Raw genomic sequence first — 22,969 nt, 5'->3', positions numbered from 1 at the left:
CAGAATACGAAGCCGCATTACAGCCTCCTTCCCAATCACGCCTGATCGGGATCGTCGACGTAAACCAGGCCCGCTTTGGCGAGCGGCTCGCGCATATTGTACATGTCGAGGCCGAGAATACCGGAAGCCAGCTTCTGCCGCTTGGCATCTTCTTCGGCAAAACGCTTCTCGCCCTTCACCGCAACCTCCGCAGCATCCTTTCGCGGAATCACCACAACGCCGTCTTCGTCGGCGACGATGACATCACCCGGCGTCACCTGCGCGCCGGCGCAGACCACCGGCACGTTCACCGCACCAAGCGTCGCCTTGACCGTCCCCTTCGCGGAGATCGCGCGCGACCACACCGGAAAGCCCATCTCGCGCAGCGTCTTGATATCGCGGCACCCGGCATCAATGATCAGGCCAACACCGCCGCGTGCTTTCAGCGACGTCGCCAGGAGATCGCCAAACATGCCGTCGGTATTGTCCGTCGTGCAGGCCACCACCAGCACGTCGCCGGGTTTGCACTGCTCGATGGCCACATGCAGCATCCAGTTGTCACCGGGCTGTGCCAGCGCCGTCACGGCGGTGCCGGCGGCCTCCGCGCCGGACCACACCGGCCGCATATAGGTCTTCATCAGGCCGAAGCGGCCATAGGCCTCGTGCACCGTGGAGACGCCGAGCGCGCCGAGCCGCTGCACGACGTCGGCATCCGCGCGTTGAATATTCCTGACGACGACGGGTTTCATGCCAGTGTCTCCACGGTCATCGGGAACAGGCGCTGATAGGCCTCGCCATAGGTCATGGCCGCGCCGGTGTTGCGGCCACCCTGCATGCCGCGCTGCAGGGCCACGCGCTCGTAATAAGCCCAGAGGTGCTTTTGCGCAGCGAGAATTTCGAACGTCTTGCGCTTGATGTCCCAGACCTCGTCGATGTTGAGGATCACCTGCGGCTTGAAATTGCACATCTCCGGCTGATGCGGCTCGAACAGAAACACCGGCGGCGCGGAGTAGCTGTATTCCGCTTCAGGCTTGTGCCCCATCGCCTGCGCGATGATGCGGGCCTCCTGTGCGGCGGCGGTCGCGGCGGGATGATCGACATTGTAGGGATCTTCGAGCGAATGCGTCAGCACGAAGCTCGGATTGAGCTCCCGATAGATATCGATCAGCCGCTCCCTGTGTGCTTCGGTCAGATGCAACGGATAATCGCCGGCATCGAAGAATTCGATCTCGGCGCCGAGCGACGCCGCCGCACGCTCGGCTTCGTCTTTCCGGCCAGCCTTGACCTTGTCGAGCGTCATGCCCGCCTGCTTCCAGGCAAATTGCGACTCGCCGCGTTCGCCATATGCAAGACAGACGATCTTCACGCGGTAGCCCTTCTTGGCATGCAGCGCGATCGCGCCGCCGGCGCGCCAGACGAAATCGCCGGGATGGGCGGAGACCACGAGGCCGGTCTTGGCTTTGGACATCGGATGTTTCCTATCGCTTAGGTATCGAATTCGAAGAGACGCGCGGGATTGTCGACGAGGATCTTCTGCTGGATCACCGGATCCGGCGCGAAGAGCGGGATCAGATCGACCAGATCGCCGTCGTTCGGCATCGCCTTGACGTTGGGATGCGGCCAGTCGGTGCCCCAGATCACGCGATCGGGCGCAGTCTCGCAGATTGTCTTCGCGAACGGCACCGCATCGGTGAAAGGCGGCCCCAGCGAGGTGACGCGCTCGCAGCCGGAGACCTTTACCCAGCATTTCTCGTCGCGCTTCATCAGGTCGATCAGGGTGCGGAACGGCTGCTGCTCCAGGCCATCGGCGGCCTTGACGCGCCCCATATGATCGATGGTGTAACGCACCGGCAGCTTTGCCAGCAGGTCGGCATAGTCAGGCAGATCGACCGCATCGAAATGCAGATCGACATGCCAGTTCATCGGCTCGATCATGTCGATGATGCGGTGAAACACTTTCATGTCCGGCGTGCCGCCAAGATGCCGCACGAAGTTGAAGCGGCAACCACGGAAGCCGCCTTCATGCAGTTCGCGCAGCCCCTTCTCCGTGATCGTGCCATCGATATTGGCCACCGCCCGGTAGCGGCCTCCGCTCACCGCAATGGCGTCGAGCGCCACGCGGTTGTCAGTCCCATGCACGCTGGCATTCACGATGACGGCGCGGCCGATGCCGAGCTTCTTGTGCAGCGCCTGGAAGTCTTCTAGCGGCGCGTCCGGCGGAATGTAGGAACCGACATAGGGATATTTGGCGCCGGGCCCGAAAATATGCGTATGCGCGTCGCAGGCCAGCGGCGGCAGCTTGAACTTCGGCACCTTGGTATGCGGATCGGGACCGGGAACAGTTGGCTTCGTCATTGTTTCGGAATTCCTGCCTTGTCGATCACGGCGGTCCATTTCGCGATGTCGTCGACCAGCCGAGCCTTCAGTTCGTCGGGAGAACTGGCTTTCGCCTCGATGCCGAGGTCGAGCAGCTTCTGCTTCACATCTGGCATCGCCAGGACCTCGCGCAGGCCCGCATTCAACCGCGCAATCGCTTCAGGCGGCGTGCCTGATGGTGCGAACAGCGCATTCCATGACACCACGTCATAACCTTTCACGCCGCCCTCGATCATCGTCGGCACGTCTTTCAGGATCACCGAACGGGATTCGCCCGTGGTCCCGACCGGACGCATCTTGCCATCCTGCAGCGCCGATTTCATCCCGACATAGTTGTCGATCATCACATCGATGTCTTCGCGCAGCAGCCCGACAATGACCTCCGGCGTTCCGCGATAGGGCACGATCTGGAAGTTGATCCCGGCGGTGGATTTGAGCAATTCCGCCGACAGGTTCTGGGTGCTGCCGACACTGATGGTGCCGACATTCAATTTGCCTGGATTGTCGCGCGCGAACTTGATGACGTCGGCCAGCGTCTTGTGCTGCGAATTCGCATTGGTGCCGACGATGAAATCGAAGAAGCCGATGCTGGAGATCGGCGCAAAGTTCTTCACGGGATCGAATGGCAGGCTCTTGAACAGCGGTACGCTGACGGCGGTGCCGTTGCTGAGCAGCGCCAGCGTATAGCCATCTGGTTGCGACGACAGCACTGCGCGCGCCGCAACGACGCCGCCCGCGCCCGGCATGTTTTCGATCACCAGACGCTGGCCGAGATTATCGCCAAGTTTCTCGGCCACGATGCGGATGGTGATGTCAGCGACACCGCCGGCCGCGAACGGCACGATCACGCGAATGGGCTTGGTCGGATAGCCGGACTGGGCCTGCGCCACAGGTACCGCGCTCGTGAGGAATATCGCACCGAGCGCCAAATGCGCGGCGCTCAGCAGATGCTTGAGCCTGATCGGGAAGCGGAGCGTCATGATGGATTGAAGACGCTTGATGCGTCCACCCTTGCCGTTTTTATGTCGGTACCCATGGCCGTCACGTCATCGCGACAGGGCTATGGACCGTTCTGCTCCCGCAGTAACCAATTCCGATATATGAAACAAATGATAAATCTGGGATAATCGTGCAGTTTCCTGCATATATCCTGCCCAGTGGATTATCCCGCAGCCTGGAAGTATTTCCGGGTCAGATCGATCAGCGCCTGCGCCGGCTTGCTCACCGGCTGTCCACGCTTGACGATGATGCCGACCGTCCGGCTGACACTTGGGTTGCGCAGCGGCACAGCGACCAGTCCGGCAGTTCCCTGCGTCGCCACTGCGATACTGGGGACCACGGCGATGCCGAGCTTCTCGAACACCATGCCCACCGCCGTCTGCAGATGCTGCACCTCGTAGCGCCAGTTCAGCTTGTCGCGGCGATGGCCGAGCGCGTCGTCGATCAGGGCCCTATTGCCGGCCTGCGGACTGATACGGATCAGCGGCATATCCTCGAGATGCGACCAGGCCACGAACTTGCGCTGCGCAAAGGCATGATCCTTCGTGCACAAAAGGACGAAGCGCTCCTTGATCAGCGGGGTGACAGCCAGATCCCATATATTGGTCGCCGTGATCGTGATGCCGAACTCTGCCTGGCCGGACTGCACCAGCGTGGCGATCTCACTGGCTGAATTGTCGTGGATCTTGATCGAAATTCCCGGATGCGCCGCATTGAACTGCTTCAGCACCCGCGGCAGGTGATAGGCGGCGATGGTCGGCAGGCAGCCGAGTGCGATGTGTTCCTGCCGCTTGCGGCCTCGCGCCCTGAGCAAATCGATGGAGTCTGAGAGTTCCCCGATCATCCGCCGTGCGGTCGGCAGCAGTTCCAGCCCGGCCGGGGTCAGTGCCACCTGCCGCGTGGTGCGGGCCAGCAGCTGAAAGCCGAGATCCTCTTCCAGTTTCTTGATCCGGTGGCTCAGCGCCGTCTGCGACAGATTGAGGTGCGCGGCCGCGCGAGAGAAGCTGCCCCGCTCCGCGATGCTCAGAAACGCCTGCAGGCCGGGAAAATCGATGCGCATGAGAGGTCCGTGCACGGCCGAAGGCGACCGCGCTGAGATAACGCGGCGACGACGACCCATGCAAGGTCAGGACGCCAGCCTATGCCGACCTCGCGGGCTGGTTAAAACCGCGTAAAGCCAGATCGCCAGCCACAAGCGACAAGGTATCCAGTGCCGGAGTTTCCGCGTTCCAGTGCGGAGCTAATTCCGCAATGCAAGTTTGACGAGCAGAGCCCACCGATAGCCCGCGGACGCGCCTTAACAATTTGTCCAGTCCCTGACCTGCATAGTCGGCCCAACCGGGGCGTGAGACGCGAATTCATCAATGACCAGTTTAAACGCAGCGGCGTCGTTCGGGCGCATTATCTCAGTTCGCGGCTCGCTGGCCCGGGTCGGCTTGCTCGCCGTGAACCCGATGACACCCTCGGAGATGCGCGGCACCGTCGGCCGCTTCGTCAGCATCCGTTGCGCCTCCTCGACCATCATTGCCATGATCACGGAAGTGTCCGCTGAGAACATGCATGCATCGGACATGTATATCGCCAGTGCCTCGGTCGATCTGCTCGGCGAGATCATGGGGCACGGAGACAAGGCCAAATTCCAGCGCGGCGTCACCAACTATCCCACCATCGACGACATCGTCGATCTGATCAGCAATCACGATCTGCGCACGGTCTATGCGCCGTCCGGCTCCGAGCAGATCAACGTGGGCACGCTGCAGCAGGACAAGTCGGTCGCCGCTTATGTCGATGTCGAGGAAATGCTGAGCAAGCATTTCGCGGTGCTCGGCTCCACCGGTGTCGGTAAATCCACCGGCGTGTCGCTGCTGCTCAATGAAATCCTGAAGTCACGCCCACATCTGCGCATTTTCCTGCTCGACGTGCATAACGAATATGGCCGCTGCTTCGGCGATAAGTCGCTGGTGCTGAACCCGCGCAATCTGAAACTGCCGTTCTGGCTGTTCAATTTCGAGGAGATCGTCGACGTGCTGTTCGCCGGTCGCCCCGGCGTGCCCGAAGAGCTCGAAATCCTCTCGGAAGTCATCCCGATCGCCAAGGGCGTCTACACGCAATACCAGAACGCCGACCGCATTGGCCTCAAGCGCATCGATCCCAAGACCATCGGCTACACCGTCGATACGCCGGTGCCTTATCGCCTGGTCGATTTGATCTCGCTGATCGACGAGCGCATGGGCAAGCTCGAGAACCGCTCGTCGCGCATCCAGTATCACAAGCTGATCTCGCGCATCGAAGCGGTGAAGAACGATCCGCGCTACGCCTTCATGTTCGACAACGCCAATGTCGGCGGCGACACCATGGCGGAAGTGATCAGCCATCTGTTCCGCCTGCCCGCCAACGGCAAGCCGATGACCATCATGCAGCTCGCCGGCTTCCCCGCCGAAGTCGTCGATAGCGTGGTGTCAGTGCTGTGCCGGATGGCATTCGATTTCGGCCTGTGGAGCGACGGCGCCTCGCCACTGCTGTTCGTCTGCGAGGAAGCGCATCGCTACGCCTCCGCCGACCGCAATATCGGCTTTGGCCCGACCCGCAAGGCAGTGTCGCGCATCGCCAAGGAAGGCCGCAAATATGGCGTCTATCTCGGCCTCGTGACGCAGCGTCCCGCAGAACTCGACGCCACCATCATTTCCCAGTGCAACACACTGTTCGCCATGCGCCTTGCCAACGAGCGCGACCAGGCGCTGCTGCGCTCCGCGGTGTCGGATGCTGCCGCCAACCTGCTCTCCTTCGTGCCGTCACTCGGCACCCGCGAAGTACTCGCCTTCGGTGAAGGCGTCGCATTGCCGACCCGCCTTCGCTTCAAGGAAGTGCCGCCGCACCAGCTGCCGCGCTCGGAAGCCACCATCGCGACAGTGCCCTCGGTCGCCGCCGGTCACGACATGCAGTTCGTCAGCGCGGTGCTGGAGCGCTGGCGCGGCGCCACCTCGCATCGCGAGGTACCGAACGATCCCGGCTTTATCGAGCGGCCGCTGGCGACGCCGAGCCGCAGCGTCGAAGCCCCGATGCTGCAACCCTCGCTCGGCCTCGATCCGGATCGCTTCTCGCTGCTCAAGAAGCCGCTACGTTAATCGCATCGGCATGCATTGCCGCAAGCGCTTTGCGGTGACGGCGTGATCGCCTATGGTCTCGTGAAACAGAAACGTTCACGGGAATGCCAGATGACCCAGCCGATTGCGCAACGCTTTCCGACACCCGCCCTCGACAAGCTGCCCGAGGACATCCGCACGCGCATTATGGGCGTACAGGAAAAGTCCGGCTTCGTGCCGAACGTGTTCCTGTCGCTGGCCTATCGCCCCGACGAATTCCGCGCGTTCTTTGCCTATCACGACGCGCTGATGGACAAGGACAGCGGGTTGACCAAGGCCGAGCGTGAGATGATCGTGGTCGCGACGTCAGCCGCCAACCAGTGCCATTATTGCGTCATCGCGCATGGTGCGATCCTGCGCATTCGCGCCAAGAACCCGACCATCGCCGACCAGATCGCCGTCAACTACCGCAAGGCCGACATCACGCCGAAGCAGCGTGCGATGCTGGATTTCGCCATGAAAGTGAGCCGGTCCGCCGAGACCATCGGCGAGCAGGATTTCGCCGAGGTCTCCGGCCACGGCTTCAGCGACGACGATATCTGGGACATCACCGCGATCTCGGCCTTCTTCGCGCTGTCGAACCGGATGGCCAATGTCACCAACATGAAGCCGAATGACGAATTCTATATGATGGGCCGGCTGCCAAAGTAACGGCACGGGGTTTAGAAGGATCTCGCATTGCTCGACTGGTCGGACATCATCCTACGTCTCGGCATCGCCGCCCTGGTTGGCGGAGCCATCGGCCTCAACCGCGATCTGCACGGCAAGCCCGTCGGCGTACGCACGCTGGGGCTCGTCAGCCTGGCCACCGCGATGATCGTGGTGCTGGCCGATCCGCTCGGCAAAGGCGGCTTCACGGATGCCGGGAGCCGGGTCATTCAGGGCATACTCACCGGCGTCGGCTTTCTCGGTGCCGGCGTGATCTTTCATGCCGAGCGGCATTTCCGTGTCCGCGGCCTGACCAGCGCCGCCTGCGTCTGGCTGACCGCCTGTGTCGGCATCATGTGCGGCGCCGGCCATTGGCGCATCGTCACCGTCTCGGTGGTGATCGCCTTCCTCGTGCTGCTGCTCGGCGGAAGGATCGAACGCGCCCTGCATCGCGTGCTCGGCGGCAAAGGCGATCCCGCGTCGGTTCCGATGGATGCGCCTCAGTCGTCGGACGCCGGTCCGCACCAGCCCGGCAAATAGATCGCATCCTTGCTTTTGGCGATCGCCAGCGCTTTCTCCAATGCCTTGGCGAAATCTGCATCGATCTCCTTGGTGGAGAGCCGGCTGCGAAACAGGTCCGCCCAGAGGAATTCGCTGAACGGCGTGGTGTCTTTGGCATAGCCGCCGGCGCGACGAATTTCGCCGGCCAGGCTGCGGAACGGATCGTCCTTCAGGCCCGTCACCGATTTCGGAATGTCCTTGAAGTGCCGTCGCTCGCCCTTGGCGTCATAGGGATAGGCCCAGCGGCGGTGATCGAGCACGCCCCAGAAGGCTTTCATATCGACCATCGTGAGATCCGCGATCACGGTGACGAGCACATCCTTCACGCCTTCGTCATGCAACGCACGTGCGAGATGATGGTGATCGACCACGTAGTGGCGCTGGTCGGGCCCGAGCACCACGGGGATCATGTGCTGGCCGAGCAGTTCGGCCTGTTTGCGCTTGGACTTATGCGCGCGCCAGCGTTTGCGCTTCTCCTTCACCTCGCGCATGCCCACCGTCATCTGCGTTGGCCGCAGCGACAGGATCGGGACCGGATGCAGCAACGGTTCGCGTGTGTTCGGCATGTGGCCTCCCATATCTAATGTCTGTCCGGAACGAACTATGGCATGGCCGCTACGCCGATGCGGATCAGTTCCACGTCATCTCTGACGATCGCCGCATCCGTGCCATGCGGACTTTATCTGCGCGAAGCGGCCGCCTCGTGTTAGACTGCGACATTGCATGCGCAGACCCACGACCATGAAGACCCAGCAGCCGATTATCAGAGAAGATGACGAGCACCGCGTGCTTCGCTTCGTGCCCCGCACCTCGGCTACGCTGCCACACCATCCCACCGCTCCTGCCGACCAACCCCGCCGCCGCCAAACGACCGGCGCCAGCGACCTGTCCCGCTATCAACAGGCACAGGACGACCCCGACGACTTCCGCCACCGGATGCTGGCCAATAGCGCAGCCTTCGGCTTTACGGTGATCCTGGTGGGTGTCGGGATCTGGCTCGCGGTCAGCATCGCGGATCTCCGCAAAACCCAGGATTGCGTGTTGATGGGCCGCCGCGACTGCGCCCATATTGTTGCGCCGCACGGCTGAGGCGCGCCAAACCCTCTTTCCACAGCCCACAGGGGCTGGTGAGCAGGCGCTCAACTGCATTGAACTGCCGCCCCCGCTCCGATATACGGGCAATCGACTCTATACGGCGGACCGGGATTGCCCCGGGGCGAAGCCCTGTCTTTGCGCGCGCCGATCGAACATTATCTTCAATATATCAAAGGCTTAGTAATGTCCTCCACATTCGATCAGGTCGCCACAATCATCGCCGAGACTTGCGACATTCCCCGCGACACGATCACGCCGGAAAGCCACGCCATCGACGATCTGGGGATCGACAGCCTCGACTTCCTGGATATCGCTTTCGCGATCGACAAGGCGTTCGGGATCAAGCTGCCGCTCGAAAAGTGGACCCAGGAGGTCAACGACGGCAAGGCGACCACCGAGCAGTATTTCGTCCTGAAGAACCTCAGCGCGCGCATCGACGAATTGGTCGCGGCCAAGGGCGCGTAACGCCCCGCCATGAACCTCGAATATTTTCACCTGATCGACCGCATCACCGACCTCAATGTCGGCGAACGGACGATTACGGTCGAAGCCAACGTACCCGAGACCAGCACCATCTTCGAGGGCCACTTCCCGGGCTACCCGCTGATGCCCGGCGTGCTGCTGATCGAGTCGATGGCGCAGACTTCGGGCTGGCTGCTGATCGCGCTGATGAAGTTCAAGCGTATGCCCTTCCTCGCCGCGGTGAAGGAAGCCAAGATGCGCACCTTCATCACGCCCGGCACGAAGCTGGACATCAACGCCAGCGTGCTGCACGAAGGCGACGGCTTCTACATGACCACTGTCAAGATCAAGGTCGACGGCAAGCTGACCTGCAACGCGCAGCTCACCTTCAAGACCGTCCCGTTCCCCCATCCGGATCTGCGCGGTCACATGGACATCGTGGCCGAGCGCATCGGATTTCCCCTACAGGCAATCACCAATGGCTGAAACCCGACCGATGACATCCGAGCCGGTGGAAGCGTGGATCACCGGCATTGGCCTCGCCACGTCATTGGGCGAAGGCCCTGACGCACACTGGGATGCGCTCAACAACAAGCGCATCAATGTCGATGAAACCGGCTTCGCTCCGAACATCGTCCACCCCCTCGCGCCGGTCTCTTACGACGCGCAGATCCCCAAGAAGGGCGATCAGCGTCAGATGGAAGCCTGGCAGCGGATCGGCACCTACGCCGCCGGCCTCGCGCTGGATTCGGCTGGCGTCAAAGGCAACAAGGACATCCTGTCGAGGATGGACATGATCGTTGCCGCCGGTGGCGGTGAGCGCGACCTGGCTGTCGATTCGGGTATCCTGAATTCGGACGGCTACGGCGCTGCGACACCGGGCCTGCTCAACGAAAAACTGCTCAACGACCTCAGGCCGACTCTGTTTCTGGCGCAGCTCTCCAACCTGCTCGCCGGCAATATCGCCATCGTGCACGGCGTCACCGGTTCGTCCCGCACCTTCATGGGCGAGGAAGCGGCTGGCGTGGACGCCGCGCGCATCGCACTGGCCCGCATCGCTGACGGCCAGAGCGACATCGCACTGATCGGCGCCGCACATAATGGTGAGCGCAAGGACCTGCTGCTGCTGTACGAATTCGACGACTTCAACCTGAAGAACAAGTTCGAAACCGTCTGGGCGCGCGAGAAGAATTCCGGCTTTGCGCTCGGCTCGGCCGGCGCATTCCTCGTCATCGAATCCAGAGCGCATGCAGAAGCGCGCGGTGCCAAGCCTCTCGCACGTCTCAAGAGCGTGGTCGCCGATCATGCCCGTCGCAAGACTCCCGGCGAAGTCACCGCTTCGCTGCAGGGGTTGTGGTCGAAGCTCGGCGCGAAGAGCGACGCTGCGATCATCACCGGCGCGACCGGCGCGGAACCCGTGACATCGGAAGAGCGCGCCTTCCTGAAGGATCATGCGGATGTCGCCATCCGCGGCACCGGCACTCTCTTCGGTCATACGCTCGAAACCCAATTCCCGCTTGGCCTCGGCCTTGCGGCGTTGGCGATCTCGCGCGGCGCAATGTTTCCGCCGAACGATTCAACCGGCCTCGAGATTGAAAAGTCCGGCAAGCCCACCCAGATTGTGGTGATCGGCGCTGGCCACTGGCGCGGCGAAGGCATGGCGCTGGTTGAAGCCATCTAGAACCCATCTGGGCTCTAGATTTTTCTTATGTTTGAGCAAGATCTTATCCGAAAACCAGCATCCACTTTTCGGGATCATGCTCAAGTTAAGCGGTCGACGCGGCCGACGGAGAGAGCATGACTGCAACGCGCGATAAATTCGGCCGACCGATCGTTGTCGTCACGGGCATGGGTGTTGCGACATCGCTCGGCGCCGGCAAGGAAGACAACTGGGCCAAGCTCACCGCTGGCGAGTCCGGCATTCGCACCATCACGCGTTTTCCCACCGACGGCATGAAGACGACGATGGCAGGCACGATCGATTTCGTGCCGGTCGAGCCGTTTTCCTCCACCGACCTCTCCGAGAAGCTCGGCGAGCTCGTCACCGAGGAAGCCATCGCGCAGGCCAATATCGGCAGCAAGGGCGACTTCCCGGGCCCGCTGTTCCTCGCGGTTGCGCCTGTCGAAGTCGAGTGGCCGCAGCGCCAGGTGTTGGCCAAGGCCGCCGGCGCCAATAGCGATATCAATTACGACACACTGCTGCGCGTCGCCGGCGGCGGCAAGTTCGTCCAGTATCACCGCCGCTTCCTGTTCGGCTCGGTTGCCGACCATCTCGCGGACACGTTCGGCACCAAGGGCTCGCCGATCTCGCTGTCCACCGCGTGTGCCTCCGGCGCCACTGCGATCCAGCTCGGCGTCGAAGCGATCCGCCGCGGCGAAGCCGATGCGGCGCTGTGCGTGGCCACCGACGGCTCGGTGAACCCGGAAGCGCTGATCCGTTTCTCGCTGCTATCGGCACTCTCGACCCACAACGACCCGCCACAGAAAGCTGTCCGTCCCTTCGCCAAGAACCGCGATGGGTTCGTGATGGCCGAAGGCGCCGGTGCGCTGGTCCTGGAAAGCCTGGAAGCCGCCACCGCGCGCGGCGCCAAGATCCTCGGCATTGTCGCCGGTTGCGGCGAACTCGCGGACTCGTTCCACCGCACCCGTTCCAGCCCGGACGGCAAGCCGATCATCGGCTGCGTGAACAACGCACTGGTGGATGCCGGTCTGACGTCGGACCAGATCGACTACATCAACGCCCACGGCACCGGCACGCCGGAAAACGACAAGATGGAGTATCTCGGCATTTCCAGCGTATTCGGTGAGCGCGCCAAGGAAATTCCGGTCTCGTCGAACAAGTCCATGGTCGGCCACACGCTCTCCGCCGCCGGCGCAGTCGAGGCGGTGTTCTCGCTGCTCACCCTGGAACACCAGCGGATCCCGCCGACGATCAATTACGATGTTCCCGATCCAGCCATTCCGTTCGACGTGGTTCCCAATACCGCCCGCGATGCACGCGTGACGGCCGTGATGTCGAATTCCTTCGGCTTTGGCGGCCAGAATGCCTCGCTGATCCTCACCGGCGAGCCCGTTTAAGGCTCCCCGGCCCCGTTGGCCGCCCCTCGCCGGTTGACGTCATGACGTGAACCGGCGATACGCAGGCCATCCGAAATCAACCTTTCTTGCCGGAGACGCGGTTCATGCGTGCGCTCAATCTTGTTGCCGATCGTGAGCTCGTCGTCGTTGACGTGCCGCCGCCCCCGCCGCCTGGTGCCGGCGAAGTGCAGATTCGCGTCAAGGCTGTCGCCCTGAACCATATCGACGTCTGGGGCTTCCGCGGCATGGCCTTCGCCAAGCGCAAGCTGCCGCTGTCGATCGGCGCCGAAGCCTCGGGCGAAATCGCTGCCGTCGGCGAAGGCGTCACCCATGTGAAGCCCGGCCAGAAGGTTGTGATGTATGGCGCACTCACCTGCGGGCACTGCAAGGCCTGCCAGGAAGGCCGTGACAATTTCTGCGAGAACGTCGGCGGGCTCTATGGCTTCCACATCGACGGCTTTTCGCGCGAACTGATGAACATGCCGGCACGTCTGGTGATCCCCGTCCCCGACGGCATCAGCTTCCGCGACGCGGCCTGCGCCCCGATCGCCTTCTCGACCGTGCAGCACATGCTGTTCGACAATGCCAAGCTGCAGCCCGGCGAGACCATTCTGGTCCATGCCGGCGGCTCCGGCATCGGTACCGTCGCCATCATGATGGCGAAGAAGATCGGCTGCACCGTGATCACCACCGTGGGCGACGATTCCAAGATCGAGGGCGTGAAGGCCCTCGGTGCGGATCACGTCATCAACTATCGCAAGGATCGCTTCGAGGGCGAGACGCGCAAGATCACCAAGAAGAAGGGCGTCGATGTCGTGTTCGAACACGTCGGCGCCGACACTTTCAACGGCTCGCTGCTGGTGATGAAGCGCGGTGGCCGTCTGGTCACCTGCGGTTCGACCTCGGGCCCGACCACGACAATCAACCTGATGCAGCTGTTCCAACAGCAATACCGCATCTTCGGATCGTTCGGCGCCACCATGAAGAACATTGCCGAGAGCCTCGACAAGATGGCCGACGGCATGCTGCCGGTGATCGATACCGAAGTGCCGATCAGCGACGTCGAGACTGCGCTGAAGCGGATGGAAACCCGCCAGGTGTTCGGCAAGATCATCGTTCACTTCTGATGCTCCGCCTGCTGCTTCGCACCAAGGCCCGCATTCGCGATGCCCTGAAGCCTGCAGGCGACGCTGCTGTCGGCGCACTGACGATCGGCATCCTGCGCACCACGCGCTATTTCGATCCAGTCAAGACCGCCAACCGGTTCGGCAAGATCACCCAGCGCATCGGCCCGCTGTTTCGCGAAGACAAGATCGGCCGCGCCAATCTCACCGCCGCCTTCCCCGAGAAATCACCGGAAGAAATCGAGAAGATCCTCGCGGGTGTCTGGGACAATATGGGCCGCATTGGTGCGGAATTCGCCCATCTCGACAAGATCTGGGACTATGACCCGGCCAATCCGACCAAGCCGAGCAATGTCGAATTCTCCGCGCGCACCGGCGAGATTTTCGATCAGCTGCGCGACGACGGCAAACCGGCGTTGATTTTCGCCAGCCATCTCGGCAATTGGGAAATTCCTGCGCTCGCCGCCGTGGCTCACGGCCTCGACGCCGCCGTGCTCTATCGCCGGCCGAACAGCGCCGCCGCAGACCGCGCCATTCATCAGACGCGCGCGATCAACATGGGCAATCTCATCCCGGCCAGCCATGACGCGCCGCTCAAGCTCGCGCACGCGCTGAACGAGGGCAAGCACGTCGCCATGCTGGTGGATCAATGGTTCACCAACGGCGTCCCGGTGGATTTTTTCGGCCGCAAGACCAACGCCAATCCGATGCTGGCACGGCTGTTGCGCCAGGTCGATTGCCCGATCCACGGTGTTCGTATCATCCGCCTGCCCGATCATCGGTTCCGCATCGAAGTCTCCGAAGAGGTGAAACCGGTGCGCGATGCCAATGGCAAGGTCGACGTTCAGGGCACCATGCAGGCGGTGACGTCCGTGCTGGAAGGCTGGATCCGGGAATATCCCGAGCAGTGGCTGTGGCTGCATCGGCGCTGGCGATAACGCTCAGCGCCCCGTCTTCACCTTCGTCCATAACCGGTTGATCACGCGTTGTGTGGCCGGATCGCGCGCCGTAATGACGAAGAGCTTCTGCAGCATCGCCTCATCCGGATAGATCGTCTTGTCGTTCAGGATCTTCGGATCGATCAGCTTCTGGCTGGCGAGATTGCCATTGGCATAGCCGAGGAAATCTGAATTCTTCGCAGCGACGTCCGGCCGGTAGAGATAGTTGATCAGCTCATAGGCCTCATTGACGTTCTTTGCATCGGCCGGGATCGCCAGATTGTCGAAGAACATCTGCGCGCCCTCCTTCGGCACCGCATAACCGATCTCGACGCCGTTCTTGGCTTCATCTGCTCGCGCACGCGCCTGAATGATGTCCCCGGACCAGCCGACCACCAGACAGATCTCGCCAGTCGCCAGCGCGCTCAGATATTCCGAAGAGTGAAACTTGCGAACATTGCCTCTGATCTTGCCGACGAGATCGGCGGCCTTTTCGAGGTCCGGTTGTTTGGTCGAGTTCGGATCAAGGCGCAGCGCATTCAGCGCCGCTGGTAGAATGTCATCGGCGGAATCCAGCATATGGACGCCGCAATCCTTGAACTTCGCAAGGTTCTCCGGCTTGAAGACGATGTCCCAGCTATCGATTTTTGCGTCGGGCCCGAGGATTTTCGCGACCTGCTTGACGTTGTAGCCGATGCCGGTGGTGCCCCACATGTAGTTCGCGGCAAACTGATTGCCGGGATCGTAGATCGCAAGACGCTTGGTCACCTCCGGCCAGGCATTGGCGAGGTTCGGCAGCTTCGCCTTGTCGAGCTTCTGGAACACCTTTGCGGCAATCTGGCGCTGCAGGAAATAAGCTGTCGGCACCACGACATCGTAGCCGGACTTGCCGGCCAGGAGCCGCGTCTCCAGCGTCTCATTGGCATCGAAGGTGTCATAGACGACCTTGATGCCGGTCTCCCTGGTGAAGGCCTCCAGCACACCGGGCGCCATGTAGTTCGACCAGTTGTAGAAGTTGACGACGCGCTCTTGCTTCTGGTCTTGCGCCTGCACCGGCAAGGACCACAGCAGCGCCGCTCCGACGACCCACGCGATCCCCTGCTTGCCCATGCGTATCAAACTCCTAGCGGCGGTGAACGGCGTTGGACAGGCGTTCCAGCGCGGTATCGAGCGTTGCGTCGTTCTTGGCGAAACAGAAACGCACCACCGAGGTCACCTTGTCCTGCTCATAAAAGGCCGACACCGGAATGGCCGCGACCTTGTAGTCGTAGACGAGACGGCGGCAGAACTCTTCGTCAGTCTCGTTCAACCCGAGCGGCGACAGATCGACTGTGAGAAAGTACGTGCCCTGCGACTTGATAACGGGAAAGCCGATGCTCTCCAGACCCGCGGCCAGCCGATCGCGGCTACGCGAAAGCTCGTTGCGCATCTGCTTGAAGTAATCGTCGGACTTGCCGAGGCCATAGGCGACCGCAACCTGCAGGTTCGGCGCGGTCGTGAAGGTCAGGAACTGATGCACCTTGGCGCAGACGCGCAACAGATGCGGCGCGGCGCAAACGAAGCCGATCTTCCAGCCGGTCAGCGAGAAAATCTTGCCGGCGGAGCCGACCTTGATGGTGCGATCGCGCATGCCGGGAATGGTGATCAGCGGGATATGCTCGTGACCATCGAAGGTCACATGTTCCCAGACTTCGTCGCAGATCGCGATCGTATCGAATTCCTGGCAGAACTTCGCCAGCAGTTCGAGATCCTCGCGCGGCGACACCACTGCAGCCGGATTGAGCGGGCTGTTGAACAGCACAGCTTTGGTCTTGTGATTGAAGACCGCGCGGAGATCTTCTTCCGTGAGACGCCAGTGCGGCGGCTTGAGGCTGACCAGACGCGGAATACCGCCGGCCTGACGAATGATCGGCAGATAGGAATCATAGACCGGCTGAAAGCACACGACTTCGTCGCCGGGCTCGACCACCGCAAGGATCGACGAGGTCAATGCCTCGGTACCGCCGGAGGTCACCATGACCTCCGTCATCGGATCAAGCGAGAGCTTGTGCCAGTGCTGGTAATGCGTGGCGATCGCCTGACGCAGCTCCGGGATGCCCATCATCGACGGATACTGGTTATAGCCGTTCAGCACCGCATCGGCGGCCGCCTGACGGATATCGTCGGGACCGGGATGATCGGGAAAGCCCTGCCCGAGATTGATGGCGTTGTGATCGCGCGCAAGCTGCGACATCGCCTCGAACACCGTGACGGGCAGCTCAGAGAAGATCTTGTTCATCGAGCGATCAGCCAACCTTTGTCGGCAGGCCTGCGGCCTTCCATCCAAGGATTCCACCGGCGAGGTGCTTGTCATAGGCAAGGCCATCGGCCTGCGCGGCCAGCGAGGCCGTCACCGAGCGCTTGCCGGAGCGACATGCGAAGACGATCTGCTTGCCCGCAGGATCGGGCAGATCGGCGCTATCGAAGCCCGACAGCGGCACCACGACGGCATCCGGATAGGCCTCGACCGCGACCTCGTTGGGCTCGCGCACGTCAACCAGCAAATACTTGCCTTCAGTGATCCCCTTGGACACTTCCTCGGGCGTCAAATCGTGAACGGTATGAGCTTCGCCTGCCACAACAACCTCCTGCCGCCCCGGTGTCCGGAGCGAATGCGAAGGGGCGGAAACGCCCCTGTTTTCGGGCGCCAACGTCGCCTCTCGCGCGGCGAAAATCAAGCGCCGGAAGAGCTTATTGTCGGGCCTGACCTTGCCCGAAAACCGCAAGCCCACTTTTCGGGATCAGGCCTAGATAGTCACCTGCGTACCCACCTCGACCACCCTCCCCGTGGGGATCTGGAAATAGTCGGTCGCGTCATTGGCGGTGCGGCTGAGCGCGATGAACAGATGATCCTGCCAGCGCGGCATGCCGGAATGCACCGCAGGCTTCAGCGCCCTGCGCGAGAGGAAGAACGAGGTCGACATGATGTCGAACTGCCAGCCGGTCTTGCGCGCAATCGCCAGGGATTTCGGCACATTCGGCGATTCCATGAAGCCGAAGCGGAGTGTGATCTTCGAGAAGGTCGCGCTGATCTCTTCCATGCGCACGCGTTCGCTCGGATCGATGCGCGGCGTCGGTGCGGTTTCGATGGTGAGAATAACGTTCTTCTCGTGAAGCACTTTGTAGTGTTTCAGACTATGCATCAGCGCCGTCGGCGCACTCTGCGGATCGCTGGTGAGAAATACCGCCGTGCCGGCCACGCGCTGCGGCGGACGTTTCTCCAACATGGCCACAAGATCGGCCAGCGGAAACTCCAGCTTGCGCGACTTCTCGAACAGCAGGCGGCTGCCGCGCCGCCACGTATACATCATGAGAATGATCACGCCGCCCATCACCAGCGGCACCCAGCCGCCGTCGAACACCTTCAAGAGGTTCGCGGTGAGGAACGTGACGTCGATCACCAGAAACGGCACAATCAGCGCCGCAGCCGCGATCGGCGACCACTTCCAGCCGCGCCAGATCACCACAAAGCCCATCATCGCAGTGACGACCATGGTGCCGGTAACCGAGATGCCATAGGCCGAGGCCAGCGAGCTCGATGACTTGAACAGCACGACAAGCACGATCACAGCGATGAACAGCAGCATATTGACGCGCGGAATGTAGATCTGGCCGGAATGCGACTCCGATGTGTGCCGGATTTCGAAGCGCGGCAGCAGGCCAAGCTGGATCGCCTGCTGCGTCAGCGAATAGGCGCCGGTGATCACGGCCTGACTCGCAATCACGGTGGCAGTCGCCGCGAGGATCACCATGGGGATCAGCGCCCAGTCGGGAAACATCAGATAGAACGGATTTTCCAGCGCAGTGGGATCATGCATCACCAGCGCAGCCTGGCCGAAATAGTTGATGGCCAGCGACGGCAGCACGAGAAACAGCCAGGCCAGCTGGATCGGCTTTTTGCCGAAATGGCCGAGATCGGCATAGAGCGCTTCGGCGCCGGTCACGGCGAGAAACACTGCGCCCAACGTCACGAAGGCGATGATGCCGTGATGAAACATGAAGTAGATCGCATGCACGGGATTGAGTGCCGCGAGCACTTCAGGATGCTTCACGATCTGCGGAATGGCCGCTACCGCGATCACGATGAACCATAGGCACATGATCGGTCCGAAGAACGTCGCGACCTTCGCAGTGCCACGCGATTGTACGGCGAAAAGCGCCACAAGGATCACGATGGTGAGTGGTACAACATAGGGATCGAAGGCGGTGGTGACGAGCTTGACGCCCTCGATGGCCGAGAGCACGGACAGCGCCGGCGTGATCACCGCGTCGCCATAGAACAACGCCGCGGCGATGATGCCGAGCATCACCACCACCGGCCCGCTCGATCCGATCGCGCGCTGGGCCAGCGCCATCAGGGCCAGCGGGCCACCCTCGCCGTTATTGTCGGCGCGCAGCAGCAGCACGACATATTTGAGCGTCACGACGATGATCAGGGCCCACAGGATCAGCGAGAGGACGCCCAGGATTGCTTCATTGTCGATGCCGGGCGCCTTGTGGCCCCCGGCCGCGACCAGCGCCTCACGGAGCGCGTAAAGCGGGCTAGTGCCGATGTCGCCATAGACGACACCGATACTGCCCATGACGAGCGAGCCGAAGCTGGCCGTCGAGTGCCCATGGGTAGGGTCCGCCGGGGATGCCGCGGCGGGAGATGCGCTATCGCTAGTCATGGAAACGGCCTCGAAGACTTCTGAATCGCAGGTCTCTGAACAGCGGGGCAGCGAGGCCGTTCCCGGCCCCGATGATCACACTCGTTATAGCGCAAATCGGGGAACCGGACATGACAAAAGATGCTTAGATCGTCACCTGAGTACCGACCTCCACCACGCGTCCGGTGGGGATCTGGAAATAGTCGGTGGCGTCGTTCGCCGAACGGCTGAGCGCGATGAACAGATGGTCCTGCCACAACGGCATGCCGGATTGCGCCGACGGCTTCAGTGAGCGCCGCGACACGAAGAATGACGTCGCCATGATGTCGAACTGCCAGCCGAGTTTACGCGCGACGACGAGCGCCTTGGGGACGTTCGGCGATTCCATGAAGCCGAAACGCAGCTTCACCATCGAGAATTTGTCGCTGATATTCTCCATGCGAACGCGTTCGGCCAGATCGACCTTCGGCGTCTGCGCGGTCTCGATGGTCAGGATCACATTGTGTTCGTGCAGAACCTTGTTGTGCTTCAGATTATGCAGCAGCGCCGTCGGCACGAATTCGGGATCGCTGGTGAGAAACACCGCGGTGCCCTTCACGATATGCGGGGGGCGCTTTTCCAGACTCTTGATGAGATCACGCAACGGCACTTCGATACGGCGCGTCTTGGTGATCAGGATCGCCGCACCGCGGCGCCAGGTCCAGATCATGCCAGCCATCAGCACGCCGAACAGCAACGGCACCCAAGCGCCTTCCAGCAGTTTCAGGAGATTGGCGCTGAGGAAGGCCAGATCGACGAACACCAGCGGCGCGATGATCGCAGCGGCAGTCGCGGCCTTCCAGTTCCACAGCTTCCAAATCACCACGAAGCCCATGATGCCGTCGGCCACCATGGTGGTGGAGACCGCGATGCCATAGGCCGAGGCCAGACCACTCGACGATTTGAACAGCAGCACCAGCAGCAGCACGCCGATCAGCAGCAGACGATTGACCCGAGGCAAATAGATCTGGCCGGCATGGGTCTCGGAGGTGAAGCGCACTTCGAAACGCGGCAGCAAGCCAAGCTGCACCGCCTGACGCACCAGTGAATAGGCACCGGTGATCACCGCCTGGCTCGCGATCACGGTGGCAGCCGTCGCCAGCGCGATCAGCGGCAACAGCATCGATTCCGGTGCCATCCGATAGAACGGATTTTCGATCGCGGCCGGGTTCGACAGCACGAGCGCGCCCTGCCCGAAATAATTGATCATCAACGCCGGCAACACGAAGAAGAACCAGCCGTACTGAATTGGCCTGCGACCGAAATGGCCAAGATCAGCATAGAGCGCCTCGCCGCCGGTCACGGCCAGGAAGACTGCGCCCAGGGTCACCAGACCGATGGTCCCGTGGGTCAGCATGAACTGCACGGCATAGTACGGATTGATCGCCTTCAGCACCGTCGGATCATCGAAGATGTGCGAGGCGCCCATTAGCGCGAGCGCCGTGAACCAGATGATCATCACCGGACCGAAGGCGGAGGCCACCTTGGCGGTGCCAATACGCTGTACCGAGAACAGCACGACGAGAATCGCGACCGTGACCGGCACGACATAAGGTTCGAGCGCAGGTGCCTTGAGCTTGAGGCCTTCCACCGCCGAGAGCACCGAGATCGCCGGAGTGATCATGGAATCGCCGATGAACATCGAGGCGCCGATCACGCCCAGTACCATCAGCGGCAAGCTCCGCCGACCCAAGGCACGCTGGCCGAGCGCCATCAGCGACAGTGTTCCACCCTCGCCATTGTTGTCGGCGCGCAGCAGGAACAGCACGTATTTCGCTGTCACGACGATGAACAGCGCCCACAGGATCAGCGAGAGCACGCCGAGCACAATGACGGGCGTCACCGGCGCGCCATGCGTTGCGCCGTGTACCGCCTCGCGGAACGCGTAAAGTGGCGACGTTCCGATGTCGCCGAACACGACGCCGATACTGCCGACCGTGAGCGACCAGAACCCGGTATGAACCGGAACTTCGATCGGTCCCTCGCCTGTTGTTTCCGTAACGGCCATTCTGCTCGTAACGCCTCTGGACAATCCGGACCCGGCTATGGCGCGCCGGGCAATGCCAGTCAACCGGGACACTAGCCTATACTGCCGCAGATCGCTTATCGGGAGCGCAGCAAAAATCGGCATTGCCCAGCAAAAAAAGAGGCTGGAGCAGTAAAAAAGGAATTGACTGTTTTACGGCTTGAGGTTTGGCGGCAGCGGGGGGTCTTCCCGCATCAGCGTAATGGTCACCCGCCGGTTGGCAGCCATGGTCGGATCATCGGGAAACAGCGGCTGGCTGTCTGCCTTGCCTGATACCGAAAAGATATGGGACGACGGCAGGCCTTCCCGTTCCAGAATCTGCCGAACGACATTGGCGCGATCGGCCGACAGATCGAATGCATCATATTCGCTGCGCGCCGGCACGAAGCCCGCGGCGGTGTGACCGACGATCGCCACGCGCAGCGGCGTTGCCTTCAGCGGCCCGGCGAGTTTCTGCAGCAGCAGACGGGTGCGCTCATAAGGAACCTTGGATCCGTCAGCAAACATCGAGCGGCCGTTCTGGTCGATGATTTCCAGATTGAGGCCCTGCTTGGTCTCCTCGAACATGATGTTCTTGGAGATCTCGTTGATCTCCGGCATGTCCTGCAGCGCCTGCCGCAGTGATGCCGAGGCGAGCGCGAATTCGCGGTCCATCTTCAGCTTGGCGCCCGCGGGACGGCCGCCCTTCTCGCTCGGACTGGTGATGTTCGACGCATCGTCCGGCGACACATGGTCCTTGTTCTTCGTCTGGCCGCGCGTCGGCAGACCATCGGATTCGATCACGCCTGAATAACGCGCATCAGATTGCACGCCGAAGGCTTCGCGGACCGAGCCGGCAACGATCTTGAGCTTGGCGCCATCAGGGCTGGAGAACGCCACCAGCATGACGAAGTAGCTGAGCAGCAGCGCCATCAGGTCGGCGAAGGTCACGAACCAGCCATGGCCGCCGTGTGCTTCTCCGCGTTTTTTCTTCGCCATCGGACGTGCTCCGAGCCTGCCTCCAGTGTGTTACGCTGGGACCGGCTCACTTTCGTCATGGCGGTGCTTCTCGGGCAGATAGGCCAGCAGCATTTCGCGCACCAGCGCCGGGCTCTTCGAGTCGCGGATCATCAGGATGCCGTCGATGATGAGCGTGCGGTTGGTCTCCTCATCGAGCACCTTGACGTGCAGTTTGTCGGCGATGGGCAAACAGATCAGGTTGCCGACGATCGCGCCATACAGCGTCGCCAGCAGCGCGACAGCCATGAACGGTCCGAGCTTGGACGGATCGGACATGTTCGAGAACATCTGCACCATGCCGAGCAGCGTGCCGATCATGCCGAAGGCCGGCGCACAATCGCCGATGGCGCGGTAGATCTTCGAGCCTTCGTCGAGATGCATGAGGAAGTTGTCGCGGTCGCGCTCAAGATTGTCGCGGATGAATTCGAGGTCGTAACCGTCGGCAACGAAGCGGATTCCCTTGGCGAGGAATGCGTCATCAGTTTCGACTTTTTCGAGTCCAACCGGTCCCTGCTTCCTCGCGATTTCCGCGATGCGGGCGAGTTCGTCAACGAGATCACGAGCGTTCAGACGGCTCAGCGTGAACGCAAATTTGGCGCCGAGCGGAATGCCGTGAAGGATGGACGAGAGCGGAAAGCGGATCAGAGTCGCAGCAAACGAACCGCCGAAAATGATGATGACGGCGTGGATGTCGTAGAACATCCCGAAGCTGCCGCCCATGAGGACCAGGGTACACAGCACAATGATGCCAGCGACAAAACCGACGAGTGTTGTGATATCCATGTCAACTCCGACGCTATACACGTATCGAACG

At 61.8% G+C, this 22,969-nt stretch carries 23 protein-coding genes; 10 read left to right on the top strand and 13 right to left on the bottom strand.

Annotation, left to right across the window (positions count from 1 at the left end):
• Positions 1–35: 35 nt before the first annotated feature.
• The 5 genes from AB7828_RS02860 to AB7828_RS02840 form a co-directional block, all read right to left on the bottom strand.
• Positions 36–728 (bottom strand): 4-carboxy-4-hydroxy-2-oxoadipate aldolase/oxaloacetate decarboxylase, encoded by a 693-nt coding sequence (locus AB7828_RS02860; protein WP_441229336.1) that lies wholly within the window; start codon positions 726–728, stop codon positions 36–38.
• On the bottom strand, positions 725–1,447 hold the full coding sequence (locus tag AB7828_RS02855) for a PIG-L deacetylase family protein (protein ID WP_184515746.1): 723 nt from the start codon (positions 1,445–1,447) through the stop codon (positions 725–727). The genes AB7828_RS02860 and AB7828_RS02855 overlap by 4 nt, the downstream gene beginning before the upstream one ends.
• Before the next feature lie 17 nt (positions 1,448–1,464).
• Positions 1,465–2,334, bottom strand: coding sequence for an amidohydrolase family protein (locus AB7828_RS02850; RefSeq protein ID WP_184515743.1), 870 nt, complete (start codon positions 2,332–2,334; stop codon positions 1,465–1,467).
• Positions 2,331–3,335 (bottom strand): Bug family tripartite tricarboxylate transporter substrate binding protein, encoded by a 1,005-nt coding sequence (locus AB7828_RS02845; RefSeq protein ID WP_184515740.1) that lies wholly within the window; start codon positions 3,333–3,335, stop codon positions 2,331–2,333. The genes AB7828_RS02850 and AB7828_RS02845 overlap by 4 nt, the downstream gene beginning before the upstream one ends.
• Before the next feature lie 182 nt (positions 3,336–3,517).
• Positions 3,518–4,414 (bottom strand): LysR family transcriptional regulator, encoded by an 897-nt coding sequence (locus tag AB7828_RS02840; RefSeq protein WP_439063616.1) that lies wholly within the window; start codon positions 4,412–4,414, stop codon positions 3,518–3,520.
• 304 nt (positions 4,415–4,718) lie between these two features.
• On the opposite strand from AB7828_RS02840, the gene AB7828_RS02835 reads away from it, so the two are divergent.
• The 3 genes from AB7828_RS02835 to AB7828_RS02825 all read left to right on the top strand — a co-directional run bounded on the left by AB7828_RS02835 (position 4,719) and on the right by AB7828_RS02825 (position 7,685).
• Entirely contained in the window at positions 4,719–6,479 is a 1,761-nt protein-coding gene (locus tag AB7828_RS02835; RefSeq protein ID WP_089267173.1) for an ATP-binding protein, read from the top strand.
• Between the two features lie 90 nt (positions 6,480–6,569).
• Complete coding sequence (locus AB7828_RS02830) at positions 6,570–7,148, top strand: peroxidase-related enzyme (RefSeq protein ID WP_439076806.1); 579 nt, start codon at positions 6,570–6,572, stop codon at positions 7,146–7,148.
• Between the two features lie 27 nt (positions 7,149–7,175).
• Positions 7,176–7,685 carry an MgtC/SapB family protein gene (locus tag AB7828_RS02825; protein ID WP_120291040.1) on the top strand — a complete coding sequence of 170 codons (510 nt, stop codon included), beginning with the start codon at positions 7,176–7,178 and terminating at the stop codon, positions 7,683–7,685.
• On the opposite strand, the gene AB7828_RS02820 is transcribed toward AB7828_RS02825, so the two are convergent.
• The gene (locus AB7828_RS02820; RefSeq protein WP_093758901.1) at positions 7,646–8,272 is read right to left on the bottom strand and encodes a ParB-like protein; all 627 of its coding nucleotides are present in this window, start codon (positions 8,270–8,272) and stop codon (positions 7,646–7,648) included. The two genes, AB7828_RS02825 and AB7828_RS02820, sit on opposite strands and share 40 nt — an antisense overlap.
• A gap of 175 nt (positions 8,273–8,447) precedes the next feature.
• Here AB7828_RS02820 and AB7828_RS02815 point away from each other — a divergent pair, with 175 nt between their 5' ends.
• The 7 genes from AB7828_RS02815 (at position 8,448) to AB7828_RS02785 (ending at position 14,403) form a co-directional block, all read left to right on the top strand.
• Positions 8,448–8,795, top strand: coding sequence for a hypothetical protein (locus tag AB7828_RS02815; protein WP_089267170.1), 348 nt, complete (start codon positions 8,448–8,450; stop codon positions 8,793–8,795).
• A 189-nt stretch (positions 8,796–8,984) separates the two neighbouring features.
• Positions 8,985–9,266, top strand: a complete 282-nt coding sequence (locus AB7828_RS02810; protein WP_002711294.1) for an acyl carrier protein — start codon at positions 8,985–8,987, stop codon at positions 9,264–9,266.
• Positions 9,267–9,275: 9 nt separating this feature from the next.
• Positions 9,276–9,749, top strand: a complete 474-nt coding sequence (locus AB7828_RS02805; protein WP_068730591.1) for a 3-hydroxyacyl-ACP dehydratase FabZ family protein — start codon at positions 9,276–9,278, stop codon at positions 9,747–9,749.
• On the top strand, positions 9,742–10,944 hold the full coding sequence (locus AB7828_RS02800; protein ID WP_120291038.1) for a beta-ketoacyl-ACP synthase: 1,203 nt from the start codon (positions 9,742–9,744) through the stop codon (positions 10,942–10,944). Before AB7828_RS02805 ends, AB7828_RS02800 begins: the two co-directional genes overlap by 8 nt.
• Before the next feature lie 116 nt (positions 10,945–11,060).
• A complete protein-coding gene (locus AB7828_RS02795; protein WP_089267167.1) occupies positions 11,061–12,341 on the top strand; it encodes a beta-ketoacyl-ACP synthase in 1,281 nt (426 codons plus the stop codon).
• Between the two features lie 104 nt (positions 12,342–12,445).
• Positions 12,446–13,468, top strand: a complete 1,023-nt coding sequence (locus AB7828_RS02790; RefSeq protein ID WP_120291036.1) for a zinc-binding dehydrogenase — start codon at positions 12,446–12,448, stop codon at positions 13,466–13,468.
• On the top strand, positions 13,468–14,403 hold the full coding sequence (locus tag AB7828_RS02785) for a lipid A biosynthesis lauroyl acyltransferase (RefSeq protein ID WP_089267165.1): 936 nt from the start codon (positions 13,468–13,470) through the stop codon (positions 14,401–14,403). The genes AB7828_RS02790 and AB7828_RS02785 overlap by 1 nt, the downstream gene beginning before the upstream one ends.
• A 3-nt stretch (positions 14,404–14,406) precedes the next feature.
• Here AB7828_RS02785 and AB7828_RS02780 read toward each other — a convergent pair whose 3' ends face one another.
• From AB7828_RS02780 to AB7828_RS02750, 7 genes are all read right to left on the bottom strand, one after another.
• Positions 14,407–15,513 (bottom strand): polyamine ABC transporter substrate-binding protein, encoded by a 1,107-nt coding sequence (locus AB7828_RS02780; RefSeq protein ID WP_441229335.1) that lies wholly within the window; start codon positions 15,511–15,513, stop codon positions 14,407–14,409.
• A gap of 13 nt (positions 15,514–15,526) precedes the next feature.
• Positions 15,527–16,681: an aminotransferase gene (locus tag AB7828_RS02775; RefSeq protein WP_441229334.1), complete on the bottom strand. Its 1,155-nt coding sequence runs from the start codon at positions 16,679–16,681 to the stop codon at positions 15,527–15,529.
• 7 nt (positions 16,682–16,688) lie between these two features.
• On the bottom strand, positions 16,689–17,021 hold the full coding sequence (locus AB7828_RS02770; RefSeq protein ID WP_093758906.1) for a rhodanese-like domain-containing protein: 333 nt from the start codon (positions 17,019–17,021) through the stop codon (positions 16,689–16,691).
• A gap of 168 nt (positions 17,022–17,189) precedes the next feature.
• Positions 17,190–19,112 carry a potassium transporter Kup gene (locus AB7828_RS02765; protein ID WP_441229333.1) on the bottom strand — a complete coding sequence of 641 codons (1,923 nt, stop codon included), beginning with the start codon at positions 19,110–19,112 and terminating at the stop codon, positions 17,190–17,192.
• A gap of 124 nt (positions 19,113–19,236) precedes the next feature.
• On the bottom strand, positions 19,237–21,138 hold the full coding sequence (locus AB7828_RS02760; protein WP_089267162.1) for a potassium transporter Kup: 1,902 nt from the start codon (positions 21,136–21,138) through the stop codon (positions 19,237–19,239).
• 171 nt (positions 21,139–21,309) lie between these two features.
• Complete coding sequence (locus tag AB7828_RS02755) at positions 21,310–22,134, bottom strand: OmpA/MotB family protein (protein ID WP_068730582.1); 825 nt, start codon at positions 22,132–22,134, stop codon at positions 21,310–21,312.
• A gap of 30 nt (positions 22,135–22,164) precedes the next feature.
• Positions 22,165–22,938, bottom strand: coding sequence for a motility protein A (locus tag AB7828_RS02750; protein WP_068730581.1), 774 nt, complete (start codon positions 22,936–22,938; stop codon positions 22,165–22,167).
• Positions 22,939–22,969: the final 31 nt, after the last annotated feature.

The sequence above is a fragment of the Tardiphaga sp. 215_C5_N2_1 genome (assembly GCF_052076055.1).
GTDB classification, from domain to species: Bacteria; Pseudomonadota; Alphaproteobacteria; order Rhizobiales; family Xanthobacteraceae; genus Tardiphaga; species Tardiphaga robiniae.
This window is presented reverse-complemented; position numbering and strand designations above follow the sequence as displayed.

What these genes read in the sequence shown, in the direction of transcription:
- AB7828_RS02860 (WP_441229336.1), bottom strand. Translation starts at nt 728, where the DNA reads ATGAAACCCGTCGTCGTCAGGAATATTCAACGCGCGGATGCCGACGTC.
- AB7828_RS02855 (WP_184515746.1), bottom strand. Translation starts at nt 1,447, where the DNA reads ATGTCCAAAGCCAAGACCGGCCTCGTGGTCTCCGCCCATCCCGGCGAT.
- AB7828_RS02850 (WP_184515743.1), bottom strand. Translation starts at nt 2,334, where the DNA reads ATGACGAAGCCAACTGTTCCCGGTCCCGATCCGCATACCAAGGTGCCG.
- AB7828_RS02845 (WP_184515740.1), bottom strand. Translation starts at nt 3,335, where the DNA reads ATGACGCTCCGCTTCCCGATCAGGCTCAAGCATCTGCTGAGCGCCGCG.
- AB7828_RS02840 (WP_439063616.1), bottom strand. Translation starts at nt 4,414, where the DNA reads ATGCGCATCGATTTTCCCGGCCTGCAGGCGTTTCTGAGCATCGCGGAG.
- AB7828_RS02835 (WP_089267173.1), top strand. Translation starts at nt 4,719, where the DNA reads ATGACCAGTTTAAACGCAGCGGCGTCGTTCGGGCGCATTATCTCAGTT.
- AB7828_RS02830 (WP_439076806.1), top strand. Translation starts at nt 6,570, where the DNA reads ATGACCCAGCCGATTGCGCAACGCTTTCCGACACCCGCCCTCGACAAG.
- AB7828_RS02820 (WP_093758901.1), bottom strand. Translation starts at nt 8,272, where the DNA reads ATGCCGAACACACGCGAACCGTTGCTGCATCCGGTCCCGATCCTGTCG.
- AB7828_RS02815 (WP_089267170.1), top strand. Translation starts at nt 8,448, where the DNA reads ATGAAGACCCAGCAGCCGATTATCAGAGAAGATGACGAGCACCGCGTG.
- AB7828_RS02810 (WP_002711294.1), top strand. Translation starts at nt 8,985, where the DNA reads ATGTCCTCCACATTCGATCAGGTCGCCACAATCATCGCCGAGACTTGC.
- AB7828_RS02805 (WP_068730591.1), top strand. Translation starts at nt 9,276, where the DNA reads ATGAACCTCGAATATTTTCACCTGATCGACCGCATCACCGACCTCAAT.
- AB7828_RS02800 (WP_120291038.1), top strand. Translation starts at nt 9,742, where the DNA reads ATGGCTGAAACCCGACCGATGACATCCGAGCCGGTGGAAGCGTGGATC.
- AB7828_RS02795 (WP_089267167.1), top strand. Translation starts at nt 11,061, where the DNA reads ATGACTGCAACGCGCGATAAATTCGGCCGACCGATCGTTGTCGTCACG.
- AB7828_RS02790 (WP_120291036.1), top strand. Translation starts at nt 12,446, where the DNA reads ATGCGTGCGCTCAATCTTGTTGCCGATCGTGAGCTCGTCGTCGTTGAC.
- AB7828_RS02785 (WP_089267165.1), top strand. Translation starts at nt 13,468, where the DNA reads ATGCTCCGCCTGCTGCTTCGCACCAAGGCCCGCATTCGCGATGCCCTG.
- AB7828_RS02780 (WP_441229335.1), bottom strand. Translation starts at nt 15,513, where the DNA reads ATGGGCAAGCAGGGGATCGCGTGGGTCGTCGGAGCGGCGCTGCTGTGG.
- AB7828_RS02775 (WP_441229334.1), bottom strand. Translation starts at nt 16,681, where the DNA reads ATGAACAAGATCTTCTCTGAGCTGCCCGTCACGGTGTTCGAGGCGATG.
- AB7828_RS02765 (WP_441229333.1), bottom strand. Translation starts at nt 19,112, where the DNA reads ATGACTAGCGATAGCGCATCTCCCGCCGCGGCATCCCCGGCGGACCCT.
- AB7828_RS02760 (WP_089267162.1), bottom strand. Translation starts at nt 21,138, where the DNA reads ATGGCCGTTACGGAAACAACAGGCGAGGGACCGATCGAAGTTCCGGTT.
- AB7828_RS02755 (WP_068730582.1), bottom strand. Translation starts at nt 22,134, where the DNA reads ATGGCGAAGAAAAAACGCGGAGAAGCACACGGCGGCCATGGCTGGTTC.
- AB7828_RS02750 (WP_068730581.1), bottom strand. Translation starts at nt 22,938, where the DNA reads ATGGATATCACAACACTCGTCGGTTTTGTCGCTGGCATCATTGTGCTG.